Source organism: Pontibacter indicus (assembly GCF_900156345.1).
GTDB classification, from domain to species: Bacteria; Bacteroidota; Bacteroidia; order Cytophagales; family Hymenobacteraceae; genus Pontibacter; species Pontibacter indicus.
This window is the reverse complement of the sequence record NZ_FTPP01000001.1, coordinates 1,066,136-1,086,084: the sequence shown is the minus strand read 5'-3', so window position 1 is coordinate 1,086,084 and position 19,949 is coordinate 1,066,136. Positions and strand designations below refer to the sequence as shown.

Annotated in this window: 21 protein-coding genes; 13 read left to right on the top strand and 8 right to left on the bottom strand. The window is 52.4% G+C overall.

Features of this window, described 5'->3' with window-relative positions; genetic code table 11:
- From B0B12_RS04695 to B0B12_RS04665, 7 genes are all read left to right on the top strand, one after another.
- Positions 1-564, top strand: a complete 564-nt coding sequence (locus tag B0B12_RS04695) for an anthranilate synthase component II (protein WP_076666305.1) — start codon at positions 1-3, stop codon at positions 562-564.
- A 57-nt stretch (positions 565-621) separates the two neighbouring features.
- Positions 622-1,632, top strand: coding sequence for an anthranilate phosphoribosyltransferase (trpD, locus tag B0B12_RS04690; protein ID WP_076666304.1), 1,011 nt, complete (start codon positions 622-624; stop codon positions 1,630-1,632).
- A gap of 45 nt (positions 1,633-1,677) precedes the next feature.
- Entirely contained in the window at positions 1,678-2,493 is an 816-nt protein-coding gene (gene trpC / locus B0B12_RS04685) for an indole-3-glycerol phosphate synthase TrpC (protein ID WP_076666303.1), read from the top strand.
- 29 nt (positions 2,494-2,522) lie between these two features.
- Positions 2,523-3,164, top strand: coding sequence for a phosphoribosylanthranilate isomerase (locus tag B0B12_RS04680; protein WP_342039361.1), 642 nt, complete (start codon positions 2,523-2,525; stop codon positions 3,162-3,164).
- Positions 3,165-3,253: 89 nt separating this feature from the next.
- Positions 3,254-4,444 carry a tryptophan synthase subunit beta gene (gene trpB / locus B0B12_RS04675; RefSeq protein WP_076666302.1) on the top strand — a complete coding sequence of 397 codons (1,191 nt, stop codon included), beginning with the start codon at positions 3,254-3,256 and terminating at the stop codon, positions 4,442-4,444.
- Complete coding sequence (trpA, locus tag B0B12_RS04670; protein ID WP_076666301.1) at positions 4,434-5,222, top strand: tryptophan synthase subunit alpha; 789 nt, start codon at positions 4,434-4,436, stop codon at positions 5,220-5,222. Before trpB ends, trpA begins: the two co-directional genes overlap by 11 nt.
- Positions 5,219-6,229, top strand: a complete 1,011-nt coding sequence (locus B0B12_RS04665) for a bifunctional 3-deoxy-7-phosphoheptulonate synthase/chorismate mutase (RefSeq protein ID WP_076666300.1) — start codon at positions 5,219-5,221, stop codon at positions 6,227-6,229. Before trpA ends, B0B12_RS04665 begins: the two co-directional genes overlap by 4 nt.
- Before the next feature lie 487 nt (positions 6,230-6,716).
- Here B0B12_RS04665 and B0B12_RS04660 read toward each other — a convergent pair whose 3' ends face one another.
- On the bottom strand, positions 6,717-8,768 hold the full coding sequence (locus tag B0B12_RS04660) for a S9 family peptidase (RefSeq protein ID WP_076666299.1): 2,052 nt from the start codon (positions 8,766-8,768) through the stop codon (positions 6,717-6,719).
- A 333-nt stretch (positions 8,769-9,101) separates the two neighbouring features.
- Here B0B12_RS04660 and hisH point away from each other — a divergent pair, with 333 nt between their 5' ends.
- The 4 genes from hisH to hisIE all read left to right on the top strand — a co-directional run bounded on the left by hisH (position 9,102) and on the right by hisIE (position 11,980).
- A complete protein-coding gene (hisH, locus tag B0B12_RS04655) occupies positions 9,102-9,683 on the top strand; it encodes an imidazole glycerol phosphate synthase subunit HisH (protein ID WP_076666298.1) in 582 nt (193 codons plus the stop codon).
- Positions 9,680-10,402: a 1-(5-phosphoribosyl)-5-[(5-phosphoribosylamino)methylideneamino]imidazole-4-carboxamide isomerase gene (gene hisA / locus B0B12_RS04650; RefSeq protein WP_083704077.1), complete on the top strand. Its 723-nt coding sequence runs from the start codon at positions 9,680-9,682 to the stop codon at positions 10,400-10,402. The genes hisH and hisA overlap by 4 nt, the downstream gene beginning before the upstream one ends.
- Entirely contained in the window at positions 10,396-11,154 is a 759-nt protein-coding gene (gene hisF / locus B0B12_RS04645) for an imidazole glycerol phosphate synthase subunit HisF (protein ID WP_076666297.1), read from the top strand. Before hisA ends, hisF begins: the two co-directional genes overlap by 7 nt.
- A gap of 220 nt (positions 11,155-11,374) precedes the next feature.
- On the top strand, positions 11,375-11,980 hold the full coding sequence (gene hisIE / locus B0B12_RS04640; protein WP_076666296.1) for a bifunctional phosphoribosyl-AMP cyclohydrolase/phosphoribosyl-ATP diphosphatase HisIE: 606 nt from the start codon (positions 11,375-11,377) through the stop codon (positions 11,978-11,980).
- 65 nt (positions 11,981-12,045) lie between these two features.
- Here hisIE and B0B12_RS04635 read toward each other — a convergent pair whose 3' ends face one another.
- From B0B12_RS04635 to B0B12_RS04625, 3 genes are all read right to left on the bottom strand, one after another.
- Positions 12,046-12,642 (bottom strand): hypothetical protein, encoded by a 597-nt coding sequence (locus B0B12_RS04635; RefSeq protein ID WP_076666295.1) that lies wholly within the window; start codon positions 12,640-12,642, stop codon positions 12,046-12,048.
- Positions 12,643-12,707: 65 nt separating this feature from the next.
- Positions 12,708-13,565 carry an alpha/beta fold hydrolase gene (locus tag B0B12_RS04630; protein ID WP_076666294.1) on the bottom strand — a complete coding sequence of 286 codons (858 nt, stop codon included), beginning with the start codon at positions 13,563-13,565 and terminating at the stop codon, positions 12,708-12,710.
- 19 nt (positions 13,566-13,584) lie between these two features.
- Entirely contained in the window at positions 13,585-14,139 is a 555-nt protein-coding gene (locus tag B0B12_RS04625; protein WP_076666293.1) for a TetR/AcrR family transcriptional regulator, read from the bottom strand.
- A gap of 277 nt (positions 14,140-14,416) precedes the next feature.
- Between B0B12_RS04625 and B0B12_RS04615 the strand changes: the two genes are divergently transcribed.
- Positions 14,417-16,120: a hypothetical protein gene (locus tag B0B12_RS04615; protein WP_139337763.1), complete on the top strand. Its 1,704-nt coding sequence runs from the start codon at positions 14,417-14,419 to the stop codon at positions 16,118-16,120.
- Positions 16,121-16,445: 325 nt separating this feature from the next.
- On the top strand, positions 16,446-17,252 hold the full coding sequence (gene prpE / locus B0B12_RS04610; RefSeq protein ID WP_076666290.1) for a bis(5'-nucleosyl)-tetraphosphatase PrpE: 807 nt from the start codon (positions 16,446-16,448) through the stop codon (positions 17,250-17,252).
- A gap of 14 nt (positions 17,253-17,266) precedes the next feature.
- Here prpE and mnhG read toward each other — a convergent pair whose 3' ends face one another.
- From mnhG to B0B12_RS04590, 4 genes are read right to left on the bottom strand one after another with little or no spacing between them, the layout of a single operon-like run.
- Positions 17,267-17,668, bottom strand: a complete 402-nt coding sequence (gene mnhG / locus B0B12_RS04605; RefSeq protein ID WP_076666289.1) for a monovalent cation/H(+) antiporter subunit G — start codon at positions 17,666-17,668, stop codon at positions 17,267-17,269.
- Between the two features lie 3 nt (positions 17,669-17,671).
- Complete coding sequence (locus B0B12_RS04600; protein ID WP_076666288.1) at positions 17,672-17,941, bottom strand: MrpF/PhaF family protein; 270 nt, start codon at positions 17,939-17,941, stop codon at positions 17,672-17,674.
- Positions 17,938-18,435, bottom strand: a complete 498-nt coding sequence (locus tag B0B12_RS04595) for a Na+/H+ antiporter subunit E (RefSeq protein WP_076666287.1) — start codon at positions 18,433-18,435, stop codon at positions 17,938-17,940. Before B0B12_RS04595 ends, B0B12_RS04600 begins: the two co-directional genes overlap by 4 nt.
- A 1-nt stretch (position 18,436) precedes the next feature.
- On the bottom strand, positions 18,437-19,945 hold the full coding sequence (locus B0B12_RS04590; RefSeq protein WP_076666286.1) for a proton-conducting transporter transmembrane domain-containing protein: 1,509 nt from the start codon (positions 19,943-19,945) through the stop codon (positions 18,437-18,439).
- Positions 19,946-19,949: the final 4 nt, after the last annotated feature.

Sequence of the window (19,949 nt, the reverse complement as noted above, 5' to 3'; positions counted from 1 at the left end):
ATGCAAGTACTGGTAATTGACAACTACGATTCTTTCACCTACAACCTCGTGCACCTGCTGCAGGAACTGGGTGCTCAAGTGACTGTCCGACGCAACGACAAAACAAGCCTGGAAGAAGTGGCGCAGTTCGACAAGATCATGCTTTCACCCGGCCCGGGTATACCCGATGAAGCAGGTATGTTAAAGGAGATTATCCGGGAGTTTGGCCCAAGCAGAAGCCTCTTTGGCGTGTGCCTGGGACATCAGGCAATAGGTGAGGTATACGGCGGTAAGTTGTTTAACAGCAACGAGGTATGGCACGGCGTGGCCACACCTGTCCAGGTAGTCTGTGCGGAGGAGCCGCTCTTTAAAAACCTGCCGCGCCAGTTCAGCACCGGCCGCTACCACTCCTGGCTGGTCGAATCAAATCTACCCGGCTGCCTGGTACCCACAGCGGTCGATGCAGCTGGCCATATCATGGCACTACGCCACAAAGAGTATGATGTGCGGGGCGTGCAGTTCCATCCGGAATCAGTGCTCACCGAACACGGACGTGACATCGTGAAGAACTGGTTAAATAGTTAAGAGTTAAAAGTTAAAAGTCGTGCTACTTGATACGTGTGTCGTGATACGCAAAGAAAAATGAAAGAAATACTGAATCACTTATTCGAACATAAAACCCTGAGCCGGGAAGAGGCGCGGCAGGTGCTGGTCAACATTGCGGCTGGCAGGTATAACCAAAACCAGGTGTCGAGTTTCCTGACCGTGTACATGATGCGGAGCATTACGGTGGAGGAACTCGAAGGATTCCGCAATGCGCTGCTCGACCTTTGCCATCGTGTGGAGCTGGATGCCTACGATCCGATCGACCTGTGCGGGACGGGCGGCGACGGGAAGGATACCTTTAACATCTCGACCTTATCTTCCTTTGTAGTAGCGGCTAATGGTATTGCCGTTACCAAGCATGGTAACTACGGTGTGTCCTCTTCCTGCGGCTCGTCCAATGTGCTGGAGGCGCTGGGCATTCGCTTCACAACCGACACCGACAAGCTGGAACGTAGCATTGCCGAGTACAACATCTGCTTCCTCCACGCGCCGCTTTTTCACCCGGCTATGAAAAGTGTCGGCTCGATCCGCAAGGACCTGGGCGTGAAGACCTTCTTCAATATGCTCGGCCCGATGGTGAACCCAGCTTTCCCTAAAAAACAGCTGGTTGGCGTTTTTAGTCTTGAACTTGCCCGCATGTATGGCTACCTCTACCAACAGCAGCCCGATGTCAGGTATAGCATCCTCCATACCCTGGACGGCTACGACGAGATTTCCCTCACCAGTCCCTTTAAAGTGATAGCCGATAACAAGGAGCAGCTGCTGGACGCCGGTGACCTTGGCTTGAGCAGATTGGAGCACAGCCAGATCAAAGGCGGCGGAGGGATAGCCGATTCAGCTGACATATTCCTGAAGGTGATCAAAGGAGAAGGCACCGCGGCACAGACCGACGTCGTGGCCGCCAATGCAGGTATGGCCATTCACTGCGCCCGTCCGGAATTTGCCATACCGGATGCCGTGGCGATAGCTAAAGAAACACTGCAATCAGGCAGAGCTTATACCTTATTCAACAGGCTGATACAGGATGAAAAGCTGGCCACAGTCTGATCATTTTCAAATCTTCAAATCCCCAAATCTTCAAATCCGAAAATCATGAACATACTCGACGAGATCATCGCCCATAAATACAAAGAAGTGGAAGAACGCAAGGCGCTATACCCGGTGAAGCTGCTGGAGAAAAGCCTCTACTTCGAAACGCCTTGCCTGTCGCTGGAGCGCTACCTCTTGCGGACGGACAAAAGTGGCATCATTGCCGAGATCAAGCGCAAATCGCCTTCAAAAGGCGATATCAATCCTTATGTATCCGTGGAGCGCACCTCGATTGGTTACATGCAGGCAGGAGCTTCGGCGCTGTCTATCTTAACCGATACGAATTTCTTCGGCGGCAAGAATGAAGACCTGATGATCGCCCGCAAGTACAATTACTGCCCGATCCTGCGCAAGGACTTCACGGTGGACGAGTACCAGATCGTGGAAGCGAAGTCGATTGGAGCCGATGCTATTTTGCTGATTGCGGCGGCACTGGAGCCGACCAGGTTGAAACAACTGGCCGCCTTTGCCCGCTCCTTTGGCCTGGAGGTGCTGCTGGAAGTGCACAGCCTGGAAGAGCTGCAAGAGACGCTCTGTGAGGACGTTACGGTGGTGGGCGTGAACAACCGTAATCTACAGACGTTCCAGACAGACGTGGCGCTTTCCTTTGAACTCGCCAACCATATTCCGGCAGGTATCACCAAAGTGTCGGAAAGCGGGTTGAAATCAGCACAGACGCTGGTGGAGCTCAAAGCAGTAGGCTACAACGGTTTCCTGATCGGTGAGACCTTCATGACAGATGGCCGTCCGGAGCGTGCTGCGGCGGAGTTTATTAGGGAGCTGCGCAATTTGCAGCAGACCAGTTTGAGCAAGGTATAGGGATATTGATAAGGCAAAATTTCAGAGACATGGCAGCGATCAAAATAAAGGTATGTGGCATGCGCGATCCGGAGAACATCCGGCAGGTGGCAGCACTGCAGCCCGATTACATGGGCTTCATTTTCTACGAAGGCTCCAAGCGATTCTGTGAAGGCCATATTACCCCGGAGCTCTTAGCCGGGCTGCCGGCAGGTATACAGAAAGTAGGCGTGTTCGTGAACGAAGCAACTGAAGTCATCCAGGATACTGTCCAGAAATACGGGTTGGACTTGGTTCAGCTGCATGGCCGCGAAACGCCGGGACAATGCCGGGAACTGCAGGAGGCGGGTATAAAAATCATCAAGGCTTTCTCCGTAGACGATCGCTTTGTGTTCGAAAACACCCTGCTCTACGAGCGCTACTGTGACTATTTCCTCTTCGATACCCGCGGCAACAACTATGGTGGCAACGGCACTGTCTTCGACTGGGAGATTCTTAAAGGCAACTTCTCACCTATACCTTATTTCCTAAGTGGTGGACTGAACCTGGAAAATCTGCAGAGCAAGGAATTCAAAGAACTGCGAACCAAACCTTTCGCCATCGATGTGAACAGTGGCTTTGAGCTGGAGCCGGGGCTGAAGGATGTGGAGAAGCTGAAAAAGCTTTTTAGCTTAATAAGGGATAAGAATTAAATTAACAGTCATCTCGAAGATAGTAGAGATCTGAATTTGAATGTGTACCAGATTTCTCCCGATGGTCGAAATGATAATAAGAAACAGAAATGAAATACCAAGTTGACGATAATGGTTTCTATGGCCGCTTCGGTGGGGCTTATGTACCCGAAATGTTATACCCCAATGTAGAGGAACTGCGCCAGAATTACCTCAAGATCATGGCGGAGCCGGACTTTCAGGAGGAGCTGCAGGTCTTGTTGCGGGATTATGTCGGCCGCCCGACACCGCTCTACTTTGCCAAGCGCCTTTCAGAGAAGTATAAAACTAACATCTACCTCAAGCGCGAAGACCTGAACCACACCGGTGCGCATAAAATTAACAATACCATCGGGCAGATCCTGTTGGCAAAGCGACTGGGCAAGACCCGCATCATCGCTGAGACGGGGGCCGGTCAGCATGGGGTGGCCACGGCAACGGTATGCGCGCTGATGAACCTCGAGTGCATTGTGTACATGGGTGAAGTAGACATTCAACGGCAGGCTCCTAATGTGGCCCGCATGAAGATGTTAGGCGCCACAGTAGTGCCCGCTACCAGCGGCAGCCGCACCCTGAAAGACGCTACCAACGAAGCCATCCGCGACTGGATCAACAACCCGGAAGATACCTATTACATCATCGGTTCGGTAGTGGGACCGCATCCGTACCCGGACATGGTGGCCCGCTTTCAGGCGGTGATCTCCGAAGAGATGAAGGCACAGCTACAGGAGAAGACAGGCAGCGAGAATCCGGATTATGTAGTGGCCTGTGTGGGCGGTGGCAGCAATGCGGCCGGCGCTTTCTATCACTACCTCGATACGCCCGAGGTGAAGCTGGTGGCCGTGGAGGCTGCCGGTCTAGGTATAGACTCCGGTGAATCGGCCGCTACCTCGGTGCTGGGCAAGGAAGGCATCATCCACGGCAGCCGCACGCTTCTGATGCAGACAGAGGATGGCCAGGTGACAGAGCCTTATTCCATCTCCGCCGGTCTCGATTACCCGGGCGTAGGACCATTGCACGCGCACCTGCACCAGTCTGGTCGCGCCATCTTTGAAAGCATAACCGACGAAGAGGCACTGCAGGCGGTACTGGAACTGACGAGACTCGAAGGGATTATACCTGCCCTTGAATCTGCCCACGCCCTGGCCGCCATCGGCAGACTGGGCGCAAAGCCGGACGAAGTGGTGGTGATCAACCTATCGGGCCGTGGCGACAAAGACTTAAGTACTTACCTTGACAGATTCAAATTCGATGACAAATAGAATTCAGCAACTTTTCGCGCAAAAGCCGGAGGGCTTGCTTTCGGTTTACTTCACGGCCGGTTACCCCAACCTGGAGGACACAGTGCCAATCATTCTGGAACTGGAGAAAAATGGGGTGGACCTGATTGAGATCGGCATGCCCTTCTCTGACCCACTGGCGGACGGACCGACCATTCAGCAAAGCTCACAGGTTGCCCTACGTAACTGGATGACCATTCCGAAGCTTTTTGAGCAGCTGCAGGATATCCGACGCCATACCCAGATTCCGCTGGTGCTGATGGGCTACCTGAACCCGGTGATGCAGTATAGTGTGGAACGCTTTCTACAAAAAGCCAGCGAAATAGGTATAGACGGGCTGATCCTGCCGGACCTGCCACTCTCGGATTATGTGCGGGAGTATAAGGAGCTGTTTGAAAAGCATCAGCTGAGCAATATCTTTCTGATCACGCCGCAAACACCGGAGCAGCGCATCCGGGAGATTGACCGGCACAGCAACGGCTTTATCTACATGGTGTCATCGGCCTCGGTGACGGGCGGTACAACGGAGCGTTCGGTAGTTAACACTGCTTATTTTGAGCGGGTTAAGGCGCTGGGACTGCGCAATCCGGGCATCATCGGCTTCGGCATACACAACCGCGACACCTTTACGCAAGCCTGCAACCATGCCAGCGGCGCCATTATTGGCAGTGCCTTCATCAAGGCGCTGGCACAGGAGGGAAGTCTGCAGCAAAACATCAGCACATTCATTCAGAGCATCAAACAAGAGCAAATCGCATGATCATACAACTGCAACAAGGTATACCGGCCGAACTGAAGGAGCGCATCCTGCAGGTGGTACAAGGTATAGGGTTTAAGGCTAATGAGGTAGTGACACAGGAGGGGCATTATCTGGTCGGAATCGGCAAGAAAGAATTTGACATCCGGACTTTGGGCCAACTGCCGGGCGTGGCCGACATTCACCGTGTGTCGGACGAGTATAAGCTGATCTCCCGCAAGTGGCGGGTAGAGCCAACTCAGATCGATCTGGGTGATGGTGTGCTGATTGGGGAGGGTAACTTCAGCGTGATGGCCGGCCCGTGCTCCATCGAGAGTGAGCGGCAGATCGAGCTGGTGGTAGAGCACCTTAAGGCGAATGATGTAAAGATCATGCGTGGTGGCGTGTTCAAGCCGCGGAGTTCGCCTTACGCATTCCGGGGCTTGGGGATTGACGGCCTGAAAATGTTTCACCGCATCTGCCACGAAAACGGCATCAAGATCATCACGGAGGTGATGCAGGTGTCGCAAATCGAGGACATGATCAATTATGTAGATGTGTTCCAAGTGGGAGCCCGCAACAGCCAGAACTTCAACCTCCTGGATGCCTTGGGAGAGGCACAGAAGCCGGTCCTGCTAAAGCGCGGCATCTCCGGTACGCTGGAGGAGCTGTTGCAGGCGGCGGAATACATCTTCTCAAATGGTAACGAAAAGATCATGCTCTGCGAGCGCGGGATCCGTTCCTACGAAAATGCCTACCGCAACGTGCTTGACCTGAACGCAGTGCCAGTGCTCAAAGCCAAGTCGCACCTGCCGGTGATCGTGGACCCCTCGCACGGCATCGGTTTGCGCGACCATGTAGAGCCAATGGCGCTGGCCGCTGTCATGGCGGGTGCTGATGGTGTGATCTACGAAACGCACCAGAAACCGGAGGAGGCTTTTTCGGATGGGCAGCAAACCCTGAACTTTAAGGAGTCGGAGCGGCTGATAAACCGTATGCGACAGGCGTATGCGCTGCGGGAAAGCTTTTGATATAGCGGTTTTGCTATTGCATAGCTGGCTTTTCGCCTGTGCGGCGGGCACCTACTTTTTTTCTTGACAAAAAAAGTAGGCAAAAAAGTCAAGACGATTTTAAACTCGCTGACCGCTCAAACACAAAATCGTCATCAGTGCACCTGGCTAAAGCTATAACTCTTCAGCTAAGGTTGTAAGGATGTCAGTGTTATAGCACATATACCTGAAAAGTGGCAATGGCAGAAAAGTCCCCCTCCTGTTTTTAGGAGGGGCTAGGGGAGGTGATACCCCTTCTTGGACAAGGAGGGAAGGGGTGGTTCGACCCGGTATTGCTGAACAGTGACTACGGAGCTATACTCCTCGCATAGTAATAGCCGATAGTCCCCCTTCGAAGGGGGCAGGGGGATGTTAATCGTGCACGATAATCCTGTGTATCTTCTAATCCTGAAAATCCTGATTCAGACAAACAAAAAGCCCGGCACACTTTGCACCGGGCTTTCTTTATTTAATTGGCTTTCTTATTCAGCGTTTCGTCTAACCAGTTGAAGAACTCACGCTGCCATACCATGGCGTTTTGTGGCTGAAGTACCCAGTGGTTTTCGTCCGGCAGGTAGAGCAGGCGGCTCTTGATGCCTTTCAGCTGGGCCAGTTGGAAGGCCTGCAGCCCTTGCTCAATCGGTACGCGGTAGTCGCGGCCGCCCTGCACGATCAGGATGGGCGTGTTCCACTTGTCAGCGTACTCACTTGGGTTGAATTCTTTGTAGCTCTGTGGCGACTTGGTGTTCCAGTAAGGGCCTTTCAGTTCGTTGTTGGCGAAGAACATCTCTTCGGTTGTGCCATACCAGCTGCGCATGTCGTACAGGCCGTTGTGCGAGATGAAAGTCTTGAAACGACCTTCGTGCACGCCCGCCAGCATGAACACCGAGTAACCGCCGTAGCTCGCACCAACTGCTCCCAGTCTGTCTTTGTCTACATAAGGCTCTTTGGCCATGTCGTCGATGGCCGATAGGTAGTCGCGGATAGGCTGACCCCCCCAGTCGCCGCTGATCTGGCGGTTCCACTCTTCACCATGGCCCGGCATGCCTCTGCGGTTAGGCGCTACCACAATGTAGCCCTGCGCCGCGATCAGCTGCAGGTTCCAGCGCATGGAGTAAAACTGGGTCAGGGCCGACTGCGGACCGCCCTGGCAGTAAAGCAGCGTCGGGTATTTTTTGTTCGGGTCGAAATCCGGCGGATACACGATCCAGGAGAGTAGGTCCTTGCCATCGCTGGCCTTGGTGATGCGCGGCTCTACTTTGCTCTTGGCCAGTTTGCCGTATACCTCGTCGTTTACTTTGGTGAGTTGCGTCAGGTTGCCAGACTTCACATCGAGTCGGTACAGCTCCGGCGCGTGGTTCATGTCGTTGCGCGACACGATCAGGTTGTTGCCGGCCTGACCCACGATGCCATTCACGTCGAACTGGCCTTTGGTCACCTGGCGTATACCTTTGGCAGTGAACTTGTCAAGGTTTTTCGGTAGCGCGATCTCATATACCTGGATCGTGCCTTTGGTTGGGGCCACAAACCAGATCTTGCTGCCGTCGTTGCTCCACTCAAAGGAGTTGATGGTTTCGTCCCAGGTTTTGGTCAGGTTATACTTCTTGCCAGACTTGATGTCCAGCACGATCAGCTCGTTTTTGTCAGCTTCGTTGCCTTCTTCGTCCATCGCCAGCCAGGCCATTTTAGTACCGTCGGCGCTGAAGGTCGGGTGCGTATCATAGCCCTTGTTTTCTTCCGTCAGGTTGGTGGTCTTGCCGCTGGCGATGTCGTAGCGGTAGATGTCGGTGTTGGTGCTCACGGCGTAGTCCTTGCCGAACTTCTTCTTGCTTACATACAGAATGGCTTTGCTGTCCGGGCTCCAGATCGCGTCTTCCTTGCCGCCAAAAGGCATCTGCGGTGCATCAAAAGGCTCGTCCTTCATCAGGTCGACCGGCGTGCCGAGCTGTCCGTTGTTGTAGCTGGCGAAGAAAATGTGCTGGAACTTACCGTCTTCCCAGGTATCCCAGTGACGGTAGTTCAAGTCCTCAAATACATAAGCATTGGCCTTATGCAGCTCCGGGTAAAGGTCTTTGCTGTGCATCGGCTTTACGAGCACTTCACGCGAAAACAGCACATGTTTGCTGTCCGGAGAGAAGCGCACGTTGCTCAGACCGCCTTCCACGTTGGTCAGTTGCTTCGGCTCGCCCTTGCCGCCGGCTAGCTGCCAGAGCTGGCCTTTGTGCAGGTATACAATGTTGCCAGTAGCCTTATCAACGTGCACTACGCTCTCGCCGCCTTTGGTCGAGGTGATTTGAGTGGCTTGTCCGCCATTGACAGGTATAGTATATAGGTTGCGCTCGCTGTTGTTTTCCTCCACGTTGGGGTAGCTCACGCCGTAGATCACGGATTTACCGTCTGGGGTGATGGTCTCGGCAGAAACCCGGCCTAGCTTCCAGAGAAGCTCCGGGGTCATGCGCTGCTGCTGGGCCTGTGCCATGGTCGCGGCAAGCACACCAGCCAGTATCATTATCTTTTTCATGATCCAAAAATAGCCTAAAACCTGACATTCTGAAAAGGGATTATACCCTGGACTAAAAAAGAATCAGCTAGAAACAAGGTATTACGCTACACGCCACTTATATTTGCAGCCATGAAAGGCACATTGGCACATCTGCATCATCATCATGCACGAAGCAAAAGTTTCGGAGCCATCTGCCTATGGACTAGCATGTAGTTAATTAATGCGTATATTCCAAAAGCCTGACTCCGAACAGAGTCAGGCTTTTTTTGTTTATCTGGATCAGGATTTTCTGGATTAAAAGATTTTCAGGATTTATTAATCATTCGTCACTATTCATTACTCATTATATAAATGGATCTCGTTATAGTTGATTATAAAGCCGGTAATGTGCAGTCGGTGCTGTTTGCGCTGGAGCGGCTTGGGGTGCAGGCCACGCTGAGCAGCGACTTTGAAACCATACAGTCGGCCGATAAGGTGATCTTCCCGGGCGTGGGCGAGGCCTCTTCTGCCATGGCGCAACTGAAGGCTCGTAACCTTGACAAACTGTTGCCAACGCTCGAGCAGCCTTTCTTTGGCGTGTGCCTGGGTATGCAGCTGCTTTGCCAGCATTCCGAAGAAGGCGACACCGACATGCTGGGCATTATTCCTTTGCCGGTGAAGCGCTTCCAGACGGAGTTGAAGGTGCCGCACATGGGCTGGAACCAGTTGGAGAAGCTACAATCGCCTTTGTTTGGAGGTATAGCGGAAGGCGAGTATGCCTATTACGTGCACAGCTATTATGTGCCGGTGAGTGAGCATACTATTGCGCAGACGTCTTACCCGGAGCCATTTTCAGCTGCCTTACACTACAAAAACTTCTACGCCGCGCAGTTTCACCCCGAAAAAAGCGGACCTGCCGGTTCACAGATCATCAAAAACTTCCTTGCCTTATGATGGAGATCATCCCAGCCATTGACCTGATCGGCGGCCAGTGCGTGCGCCTCACCGAGGGCGACTTTGCGCGCCAGACCACCTACGACAGCAATCCGCTCGAAGTGGCCAAACGTTTCGAGGCACACGGCATCAAGCGCCTGCACCTGGTGGATCTGGACGGTGCCCGTGCCCGCAAACCGGTCAACCTGGCCGTATTGGAAAACATCGCAACCAACACCGGCTTCACCATTGACTTTGGAGGAGGTTTACAGTCAGACGAGGCAGTGCAGCAGGCATTTGACGCAGGTGCGGCGCAAATCACAGCGGGCAGTATTGCGGTGCGGGAGCCGGAGAAAGTGAAGAACTGGCTGCTGGAGTACGGGCACGAGAAGATCATCATCGGGGCCGACTTCAAAGGCACCAACATCGCCATCAGCGCCTGGACCGAGGAGAGCAAGTACCCGCTGCAGGATTTCATGTCCGGCTATCTCAAAACCGGCGCCCGTCTGTTCATCTGCACCGACGTGAGCAAAGACGGCATGCTGCAAGGCCCGTCCTTGAACACCTACCGTCATCTGAAATTGACACTACCAGAGGCCCAAGTCATTGCCAGCGGCGGCGTTACCACCGTGCAGGACCTGGAGGAGCTGCAGGAGATCGGCGTAAAAGGGGCCATCATCGGAAAAGCCATCTACGAAGGAACCATTTCATTAAAGGACTTAGCGCGATTCTTATGTTAACCAAACGCATCATACCTTGTCTGGATATTAAGAACGGCCGTACCGTGAAGGGTGTTCGTTTTGAAAACATCCGCGATGCCGGCGATCCGGTTGAACTGGCCAAATGGTATGCTGAACAGGGCGCCGACGAACTGGTGTTCCTGGATATCACAGCCACGAACGAGGAGCGCAAAACCTTTGCCGAGCTGGTGCGTGACATCGCGAAGCACATTGATATACCTTTTACAGTGGGAGGCGGTATCAGTGCTGTGGCCGATGTAGAAGTGCTGCTGATGGCGGGCGCCGACAAGGTCTCGATTAACTCGGCTGCTATCCGAAACCCGCAGCTGGTGGAGGATTTGGCAAAACGCTTTGGCAGTCAGTGTGTGACCGTTGCCATTGATACCAAGTATACCGAAGACACGGGCTGGAAGGTATACGCCCGGGCCGGTACCGTAGAAACAGAACACGCCACTGTAGACTGGGCCAGCAGAGTAGTAGACTTAGGGGCGGGCGAGATCCTGCTTACCAGCATGAACAACGACGGCACCAAAGCCGGATTCGCACTCGATGTTACGAAGGCAGTGTCGGAAGCTGTTTCCGTTCCGGTGATTGCCTCAGGCGGCGCCGGCACCATGCAGCACTTTGCAGACGCTTTCCAGGTGGCACATGCCGACGCCGCCCTTGCCGCCAGCCTCTTCCACTTCCGCGAACTGTCTATACCTGACCTGAAGCAATTTTTGAAAGCCGAAGGTATAGCGGTGAGGGTTTGATTTAGTGATTTAGTGAGTGAGTGAGTTGTTGATTGCTTAAATTGTTGATTGGTTTTGCACAATTCGGACAAATTTACCGGTGTATGTTTTGCCGGTGAACGAATCGGATAGGTTACGACCTGTCCATCGTGCGCTGATAATCAAGCAGTGAAACCTTTTTTGCTCGTGCATCAGGCAACAATTCAACCATCAACAATTTAACAATTTTTAAACTATACCTATGTTGGATTTCGATAAAATGGGCGGGCTTATACCTGCTGTGATACAGGATGCTGAGACAAGCCAGGTGTTGATGCTGGGCTACATGAACCGGGAGGCGCTGGATAAAACTGAAAAGGAGGGACTCGTGACGTTTTTCTCCCGCTCTAAAAAACGCCTCTGGACTAAGGGCGAAACCTCCGGCCATACCTTGCAGGTGGTCAGCATTGCAGAGGACTGTGACAATGACTCGCTCCTGATCAAGGTGAAGCCCAACGGACCGACCTGCCATACCGGCGACACAAGCTGCTTTGGCGAAGATCCTGCCGTCAAACGTGCTGCTGGGATCCAGTTCATTGCCCGGCTGGAGGAGGTGATCCAACAGCGCAAGGCCAACCCGACGGAGGCGTCATATACCAATTTCCTATTCGACAAGGGCGTGAACAAGATCGCGCAGAAAGTGGGTGAGGAAGCTGTTGAAACCGTAATCGATGCGGTGGCCGGGAAACTGGACACTATGAAGGGCGAGGCTGCCGATCTGCTTTACCACCTGCTGGTGCTGTTGGCTGCTACCGGTCTGGAACTGGCCGATGTGGTGGCCGTGCTGCAGGAACGACATAAAAAATAAAAGACCAGTCGCATTTGCGGCTGGTCTCTATACCTTTATTATACCTTCCTGGTATACTGTTTTACTTAAGGGTTTACCAGTTTCAGGTTATTGAATTTACCGCTCAAAGTAATGTTACACTTGCGCGGCTTCTCAGGCTTGCTTTCGTACGACGTCGGGTCGGTCACATTGCTGATCGTTACTTCAAAACTACCGTTTGCCAGGCCGGTTGCGGCATTGTAGGCGCTGATTTCAATTTTCCCTTCCATCCGGTTGCCACTACTGAATAAGGCGCTTTTGCTCGTTTTATTATAGTAGTGATAGTAGGTTATATCAGCGCGTCCCTTTTTGTTATTCGAAAGCGAGCGGATCGGGTAAGTGCCAATGTAGCCGTTCAACAGATCCGATTGGTTAATGCTGAATACCAATGCGTCGTTGGCGGCAGGGCGTGCCGGAGCAAAATCAATCTGCAGTTTCTGATCGTCCGACAAAAGCTGCATCTCCCGCAGGCTAAGGCTGTAGACTACTTTTTCTTCTTCTGCTGATTCCAGGTAATGAAAAGATCGCTCCATCGTAGCCTCCACTTTGGGTAAAATCGTGGTACTTTCATCATCCTGTTTATCACAAGAAAAGGAAAGAATGGCAATGACTAAAAGCCATGTCGAAGGTATGATCTTTTTCATAGTTTTAATTTGACTATAAAGGTATGAAAAAGATTACTTTAACTGCAATAAATATTACATATTCTTTATATAAAATGTTTAATAGCGTCGGCAATCTCGCCGCCCTTTTCTTCCTGCACAAAGTGCCCGGCCTCATACCGTTTGACGGTCGCATCCGGATAGGCCTGCTGCCATTTATCGAGCAGGTGCAGCGGCAGCAGCTTATCTTTCTCTCCCCACAAGATCAGTTTAGGTATAGCGCGGAGTTTTTCACGCTGCTTCCAGAGGGTGTCAAACCAAAGGCCTGATTCTTTCAGCGCTACAGCAAAATGCCAGGTGCCAATCCGGTTTCGGCTGTTGCTGAGTGGACTCAAGTAATGCTGGTGCACGTCTTTGCTCAGGTGGCGTTTCTGATGGTAGCCTTTAGGTAGCAACATGCGGGCAGAGAAACCCAGGTTCAGGTATAGGAATCGCCCCATGCCGCTATTGAGGAAACCACTGATCTTCATCATCTGCGCTTCGTCTTCGAGCGACCACATCCAGGTATTGAGGATAACCAGGCGCCTGATGTTTTCCGGGTGCTTCAGGGCATAACTCAAGCCAATGGGGCCACCAAAGTCATGCACCACCAAGGTGATGTCTTTTAACTGCAGCTGATCGATCAGTTGCTCCAGATTATGGGCGTGCGCTTCGGGCGTGTAGGCAAAGTTCATGGGCTTGTCGGACAGACCGAAGCCCAGGTGGTCGGGCGCAATGCAGCGGTGGGTACGGCTCAGGGCCTTGATTTGCTGCCGCCACACAAACGACCAGGTGGGGGTGCCGTGCACAAACACAATGGGCTCGCCCTGGCCCTCGTCTACATAATGCATTTGCCCTGTCTGCAACTGCAGGGTGTGGTGCGCGAACGGATACAGAATGCGGTCAAGCCATTTTGGTGATTTCATCTTTATTATCTGGCTAAAGTCACTTTTTATACTTCATGATCAGGAGCGAAGCCACGTCATCGATGGGGTAATTAGGGTATAGTAAAAAATGGTTGGCCATGCCGTCGATGGAGGCGAAAAGGAGTTTGGCTTCGAGGTCGGGGAAGGGGATACCCGCCTCGATGAGGTTTTGCCGGATGCGATCTTCAATGTAGGCGGTTTGTTCCTGCATTTCAGCCATCAATTGTTTCACCACTTCGGACTGTAAGCGGATGCCGTGCAGCAGTTTCCAGAAATCCTTCTTCTCCTTAAGCAGTTTCACGGTCTGCCGGATGTGCTGCTCTATACCTGAACCGCCCTGCTCGGGACTTTGCTCGAAGGAAGCGTGTATGTCTTCCACGCCGCGCCGGAATATTTCTTCCAGCAGCTCGTCTTTGCTTTTGAAATAATTGTAGAGCAATCCGAGCGACATGCCGGCCTCACTGGCAATGTTGCGGATCGAAGTGGCTTCATAACCCTTTAGAGCGAAAAGACTTAGGGCCACTTCCACTAACTTATTGATACTGTGCTCTCTTTTTTCCTGGAATCGGGGCATAACGATATGAACATCCGCACAAATATACTATGATTGAACGTTCGTTCATATAAAAAGTTGATTTTGCGATTGCATTTTATCAAATACGATAATAGACCAGGTATAGCCAATTTACCTGTGCCATCATGTACAGCAATTTTCATTTACTAACGGCAAAACATTTGGCTCCGTATACCTGTCTCCATATTACTTCGCAGTAATTGAACATTCAATTAGCAGATGACAGTGTCCGAACGCATGGCTTCTGTGTCCGAACTCAAAGAAATTGATCTGATACGTGGAAATTAATAAGCTCTTTCAAAAATGGTGGGTATGGCTCCTCTGCCTCCTTGCGGCCCTTCTCTTGCTCATTGGCATTCTTACATCCCTGTACTTTACTCCCTGGCTGCAAGGTGAGTTGGAGTCGCGGGTAAAGAAGGAATCGAGCGGGCTCTATACCCTGAAACTGCATGGCCTTGATTTTTCTTTGTTGAGCGGCCGTATTACAGCAGACTCTATCCATCTGATACCTTCTTTTAAAGTATGGGAGCAGCGCCACAAAGCTAAGCAGCAGGACACCGCCGCCACAAAAGCGCCCCGCACCCTGATCGATCTGAGCACAAACAAGCTTGTACTGACAGGTATAAATTTCATCGGCATCCTGCGCGGCCAACCGCTCGAGCTGAGCAAGCTGCAGGTAAACCAGCCCACCCTCCTGATAACTGGGATGCGAAAGGATACGACTGAAAGCCACCAACCCCTGCATAATTCAGTAGACGGTATTTTGAAGAACCTGAAGATCACGCTTATTGAGGTAGAGGGGGCCACGCTGCGCATCCGAGAGGGACGTGAGGCGAAGGCAGACCGTATCGCACTAGAGAAATTGTCGATTAGAGTCAACGATTTTCAATTGGATAGCACCGCCTTTGAGAATAATGAGCGGGCCTATTATGCGCGCGGCATTGCCTTGGAATCGGGGAAAGTGGAGTTCCGACTGCCAGACGGCACCTATAAACTGCAGGCCACTGCCCTTAAAGCCAATACCGAAGATGGCACGCTCAACATTGGCAACCTGAAGCTTATTCCGCTGCTCGACAATGCGGCACTCGCCCGCTCAAAAGGCCAGGCCGTTTCAACGATGCGGTTCGATGTGCCGGAAGTTAACCTCAGCGGAGTCGATTACAAGGTGCACTCCCGCTACAATAACCTCGATGCCGGCAATGTCGTGATCAAAAACCCTTCGATCAGCGCTTTCATGGATCGGAAGAACTTCACCTCAAAAGGAAACAAACCTTTGCCGCATGACTTCATTCAGGATTTAAAAACCGGCCTGACGATAAAGAAAATAGAGGTGCAGGGCATGCACGTCCGCTACGAAGAACTTGGCGAGGAAGCCAAAGAGAAAGGGTTGATCACATTCGAGAAGCTGGATGCCACTATCCGCAATGTCACCAACGACAAAAACCGCATGTCGGCTAAGAACCCTGCTGTGGTGGAGGCGAAGACCAGGATATACGGAAAAGTACCCCTCACTGTCAACCTTAAACTAAACCTGCTGGCACCGAACGGCCACCATATCTTACAGGGAACTGCAGGACCAGGCGATCTGGCCGTGCTGAATCAGATACTGGAGCCGACAGCCTTTATGAGCGTGAAAGAGGGGAGTCTGCAAAAGAGTGATTTTGCTATAGAACTGAACCGAAACAAGGCCAGCGGCAACCTGAACATACGCTACCAGAACCTGAAAGTAGATCTGCTGACCAAAGACGAAGACACACGACAGTCGAAGGGTAAGAAAATACTCTCTTCCGTGGCCAACAAATTTGTGATCGAATCGCATAATCCTAAGGCAGGGGAAGAACTGCGGGCTGGTGACATTGAGGTGGTGCGTGCCCAAAGGCGCTCGGTTTTCAATTACTGGAAAGATTGCCTGGTCAGCGGCATTCGGACCGCTGCCGGCGTCGAAAACTTCGGTGCCGACCTTCAAGACCCGAACCGCTAAAGGCGTTGAAGGTGCAGCAATTGTTCACTTGCAAAGGGTAAAGGACGCGTTAATTCTCCTAATATTATTCCGAGCAAGTATGGCTAGCGGGATAAGGCTGCTGATTATGGATCAAAATAGAGTTAAAGCCTGTCCTATATCCGAATGAGAACGCCAACATAAAATTCAGGCAGTTTACAGTGTCCAAACCAGTACAAACCCCGTCATAAATGCCTCAACCCAACACCTTTATAAAAAAAAATAACACAGGAATTCTAACCTGTAGCGCCCTTTTCTAGTTATTATACTGGTTGCGATCTGACCAAAATCAATACAATCTGAGACTATGCACCACGAGCCGGATAGAAGCGGAAACCTGATACTGAAAGACCTGCATGGGCATTTCCATATTGTTGGGGATGTGCATGGCTGCTATGATGAGTTGCTGGCGCTACTTCAAAAACTAGGCTACGAGGTATACGACGACAAATCTACAGGCAGGTATAACGTGACGCCGCCTAAAGGCTGCATGGCTGTGTTTGTGGGCGATCTGGTGGACCGTGGACCGAACTCACCGGAAGTACTGCGCCTGGTCATGGACATGGTGGAGCAGGAAGTGGCCCTCTGCGTGAGCGGCAACCACGACGACAAATTGTACCGCAAACTGATGGGCCGCAATGTGCAGGTTCGCCATGGGCTCGAACTGACCATGGCGCAGCTCGAAAACTACGACCAGGCTTTTGTCCGACGGGTACGCGACTTTCTGGGTCAATTACCGCACCACATAATACTGGATGAAGGCCGCCTGGTGGTGGCGCATGCGGGTCTGGAGGAGCGGCTTCATGGCCGGCACAGCAAATCAGTGCGTGACCTTTGCCTTTACGGCCCTACCACTGGCGAAGTGGATGCCCATGGACTCCCCGTCCGCCTCGATTGGGCAGCAGCATACTCCGGGGTGGCAGTCGTGGTGTACGGCCATACGCCGGTGCGGGAGCCCCGCTGGAAAAACAACACCATCAACATCGACACAGGCTGCGTTTTCGGGGGCAAGCTCACGGCGCTTACCTATCCTGACCATGTCCTGACCTCGGTTGAGGCCTTCGACACCTACGCCGATTCTATCCGACCCTTCCTGCATCAGCCCTCACACTAAGCCTGCTATATCTGTTACAAGTGTTTGTTGTCTCGCTCGTGGTCGCGGTGATTGCTGTGCTCTTTTCGCAGGTAGTCCTTAAATTCCTCCAGGTCAGTAGGTCCCCAGAACGGGATCTTGTTGCGCACGGCCGTTCGGCCAATCACGTGTGCTGCTACCGGAGAGGTCAGGAACGTAAACCCGATGATCAGTAATACCTTCAGCAGCATGTCAGGCTCGTTGAAGTAGATGCCCATACCCGTCAGAATTAGCCCCAGCCCCAGCGTGGCTCCTTTGGTGATGGCCGACATGCGGATGTAAAAATCCGGGAAGCGCAAAAGCCCGATCGAGGAGATCAGCATAAAAATGACACCCATGATGATGAGCACCGAACTGACGATTTCGCGGATGAGCAGGAAGTTGATGTTATCAAGCATAGGCTATCGGGATGATTTCATGAGATAATAGGCAAAGGAGATCGAGCCCAGGAAACCGAACAAAGACAGAATGATGGCCACGTCGATAAAGTCCTGGTTGCCGGTCAACTCGGTATAGATGGCGACAATGCCAATGATGTTGGCCACAAATAGGTCGAAGCACGTAATGCGGTCGGGTAGCGTGGGGCCCATGGCGAAGCGTATACCAATCATCACCACGCAAACGCTGAGTGCGGCCATGGCAAATATGAGGGTGAAGGAAAAAAGGCTCATCTGGTCAGTTTCAATATGCGTCGTTCAAATCCATCTTTTACTTCCTGTTTCGCTGCTTCCATATCGTTGTCCTTGACATAAAGCGTGTGCATGTAAATGTACTTGCGGTCAGCGCTTACATCGATCATCAGTGAACCCGGTGTCAGGGTGATGATAGTCGCCAGCAGCGTAATTTCCATGTCAGTCGATACAGTCAGGGGTACGGCCACCACCGCTGGGTTCATGCGGTAATTGGGCGTCAGGATGTCGTAGGCCACACGGAAATTGGCTACCACCAGCTCTTTCAGAAAATACACAAAAAGGCTGATGGCCTGCGGCAGTTTGTGAAAGTAGGCACGGTGGTAGAAGGGCGAGGTCAGCCAGAGCAGAAACATAATGAAGGAAGCCACCAGCACTGCCCAGATCGCGTTGTAGGGCACAAGCGGATCCCCGTATTTAAAGTACACGTAGCTGCCGAAGAAAGCGATCAGGAAATGGACGATAAAAGTTTTCATGCTATCTTTTCAATACGGCGTTAATGTATAATTTGCTGTTGAGCAGCTGCTCGGCCGCCAGTTGCGCCATCGCCACCACTGGCTCGGCATAGAGCCCGATAAGGAGAATGAACACCGTCATAATGCCAACGGGCAGGTACAGTTGCCGGTTGTCGCGCAGCTTCTGCTGTGGAACCACATCCAGCAGAGGCTCTTGCTCGGGTTTCTTTTTCCAGAAAACCTCGTTCCAGATCTTTGTCATCGAGAAAATGGTCATCAGGCTGACGGCCAGCGAAACCAGTACAATGGTGAAACTGCCGATCTCAAAACCTGCCTTTGCCAGCATAAACTTTCCCCAAAAACCGGAGAAAGGCGGTATACCGGCCAGCGAGAAAGCCGAAATAAAGAACAGCACCGAGAGGATGGGCTGTTGCAGGTAGAGGCCACCCAACTTTTTAAGCGCGAAGGTTCCATGGCGGTGGGCCACCACGCCGCTGATCAGGAAAAGATTGGTCTTGACCAGGATGTTGTGGATGATGAAGTAAATGCTCCCCGCAAGCGCCAGGGGTGTGAAGAGGGCCAGCCCCATCAGCATATACCCGATCTGGCTGACGATGTGGAAAGAGAGGATCTTGCGGAAGTCGTTTTGCGAGGCCGCGCCCAGCACCCCGATCACCATCGTAAAGCCCGCCAGCACCGTGAAAAGCGGGATGGTCAGCTCCTGGTCCGTCACAAAAATGAGGGTGAAAAGCCGGATGAAGGCATACATACCCACTTTGGTGATGATGCCCGCTATAAAAGCAGATATGGCAATGGGCGGTGTGTGGTAGGCAGCCGGGAGCCAGAAGAAAAGCGGGAAAATGGCAGCCTTGATACCAAAGGCGATCAGGAAAAACATGCCAGCCATGTTAATGAGGGCCGGATGCGCCACCGGCATGCGCACCAGCAGGGCCAGCTCTGCCATGTTGAGCGAACCCATCGTGCCGTACACGATCCCTATACCTGCCAGCAGAAAGCTCGTAGCCAGAATGTTGATGGTTACGTATTTGATGGCCCCCTCCAACTGTGGCTTGGTACCGCCCAGCGCTATCAGCACAAAGCAACACATCAGCAGCACTTCGAACCAGACAAAGAGGTTGAACAAATCGCCCGTCAGGCAGGCCCCCGATACGCCCAACTGCAGCACAAGGAGCACCGGGTAGTAGCCGAAGGTCTGCCGCGCTTTGTCGAGCCCCTTGATAGAGAAAAGGTAGACGGCCATACCCGTGATGGCACTGGTGATCACGATCATCGCGCTGAACAGGTCGGCCACCAGCGTAATGCCGTAGGGAGCCGGCCAGCTTCCGATCTGGGTGGTGCGGATACCGCTTTCGTTAACATCAAAAAGGAGCAGAAAAGAAGCGACCAGCAGACAGACTTGCGTCAGGATGCCGATGTACAGTTGCACACGCACAGACCGCCAGCAGAAGAGGCTCAGAATAGCCCCATATAGCGGAATGAGTATAGGCAACATGATGAGCAGGTGGTTCATAGAG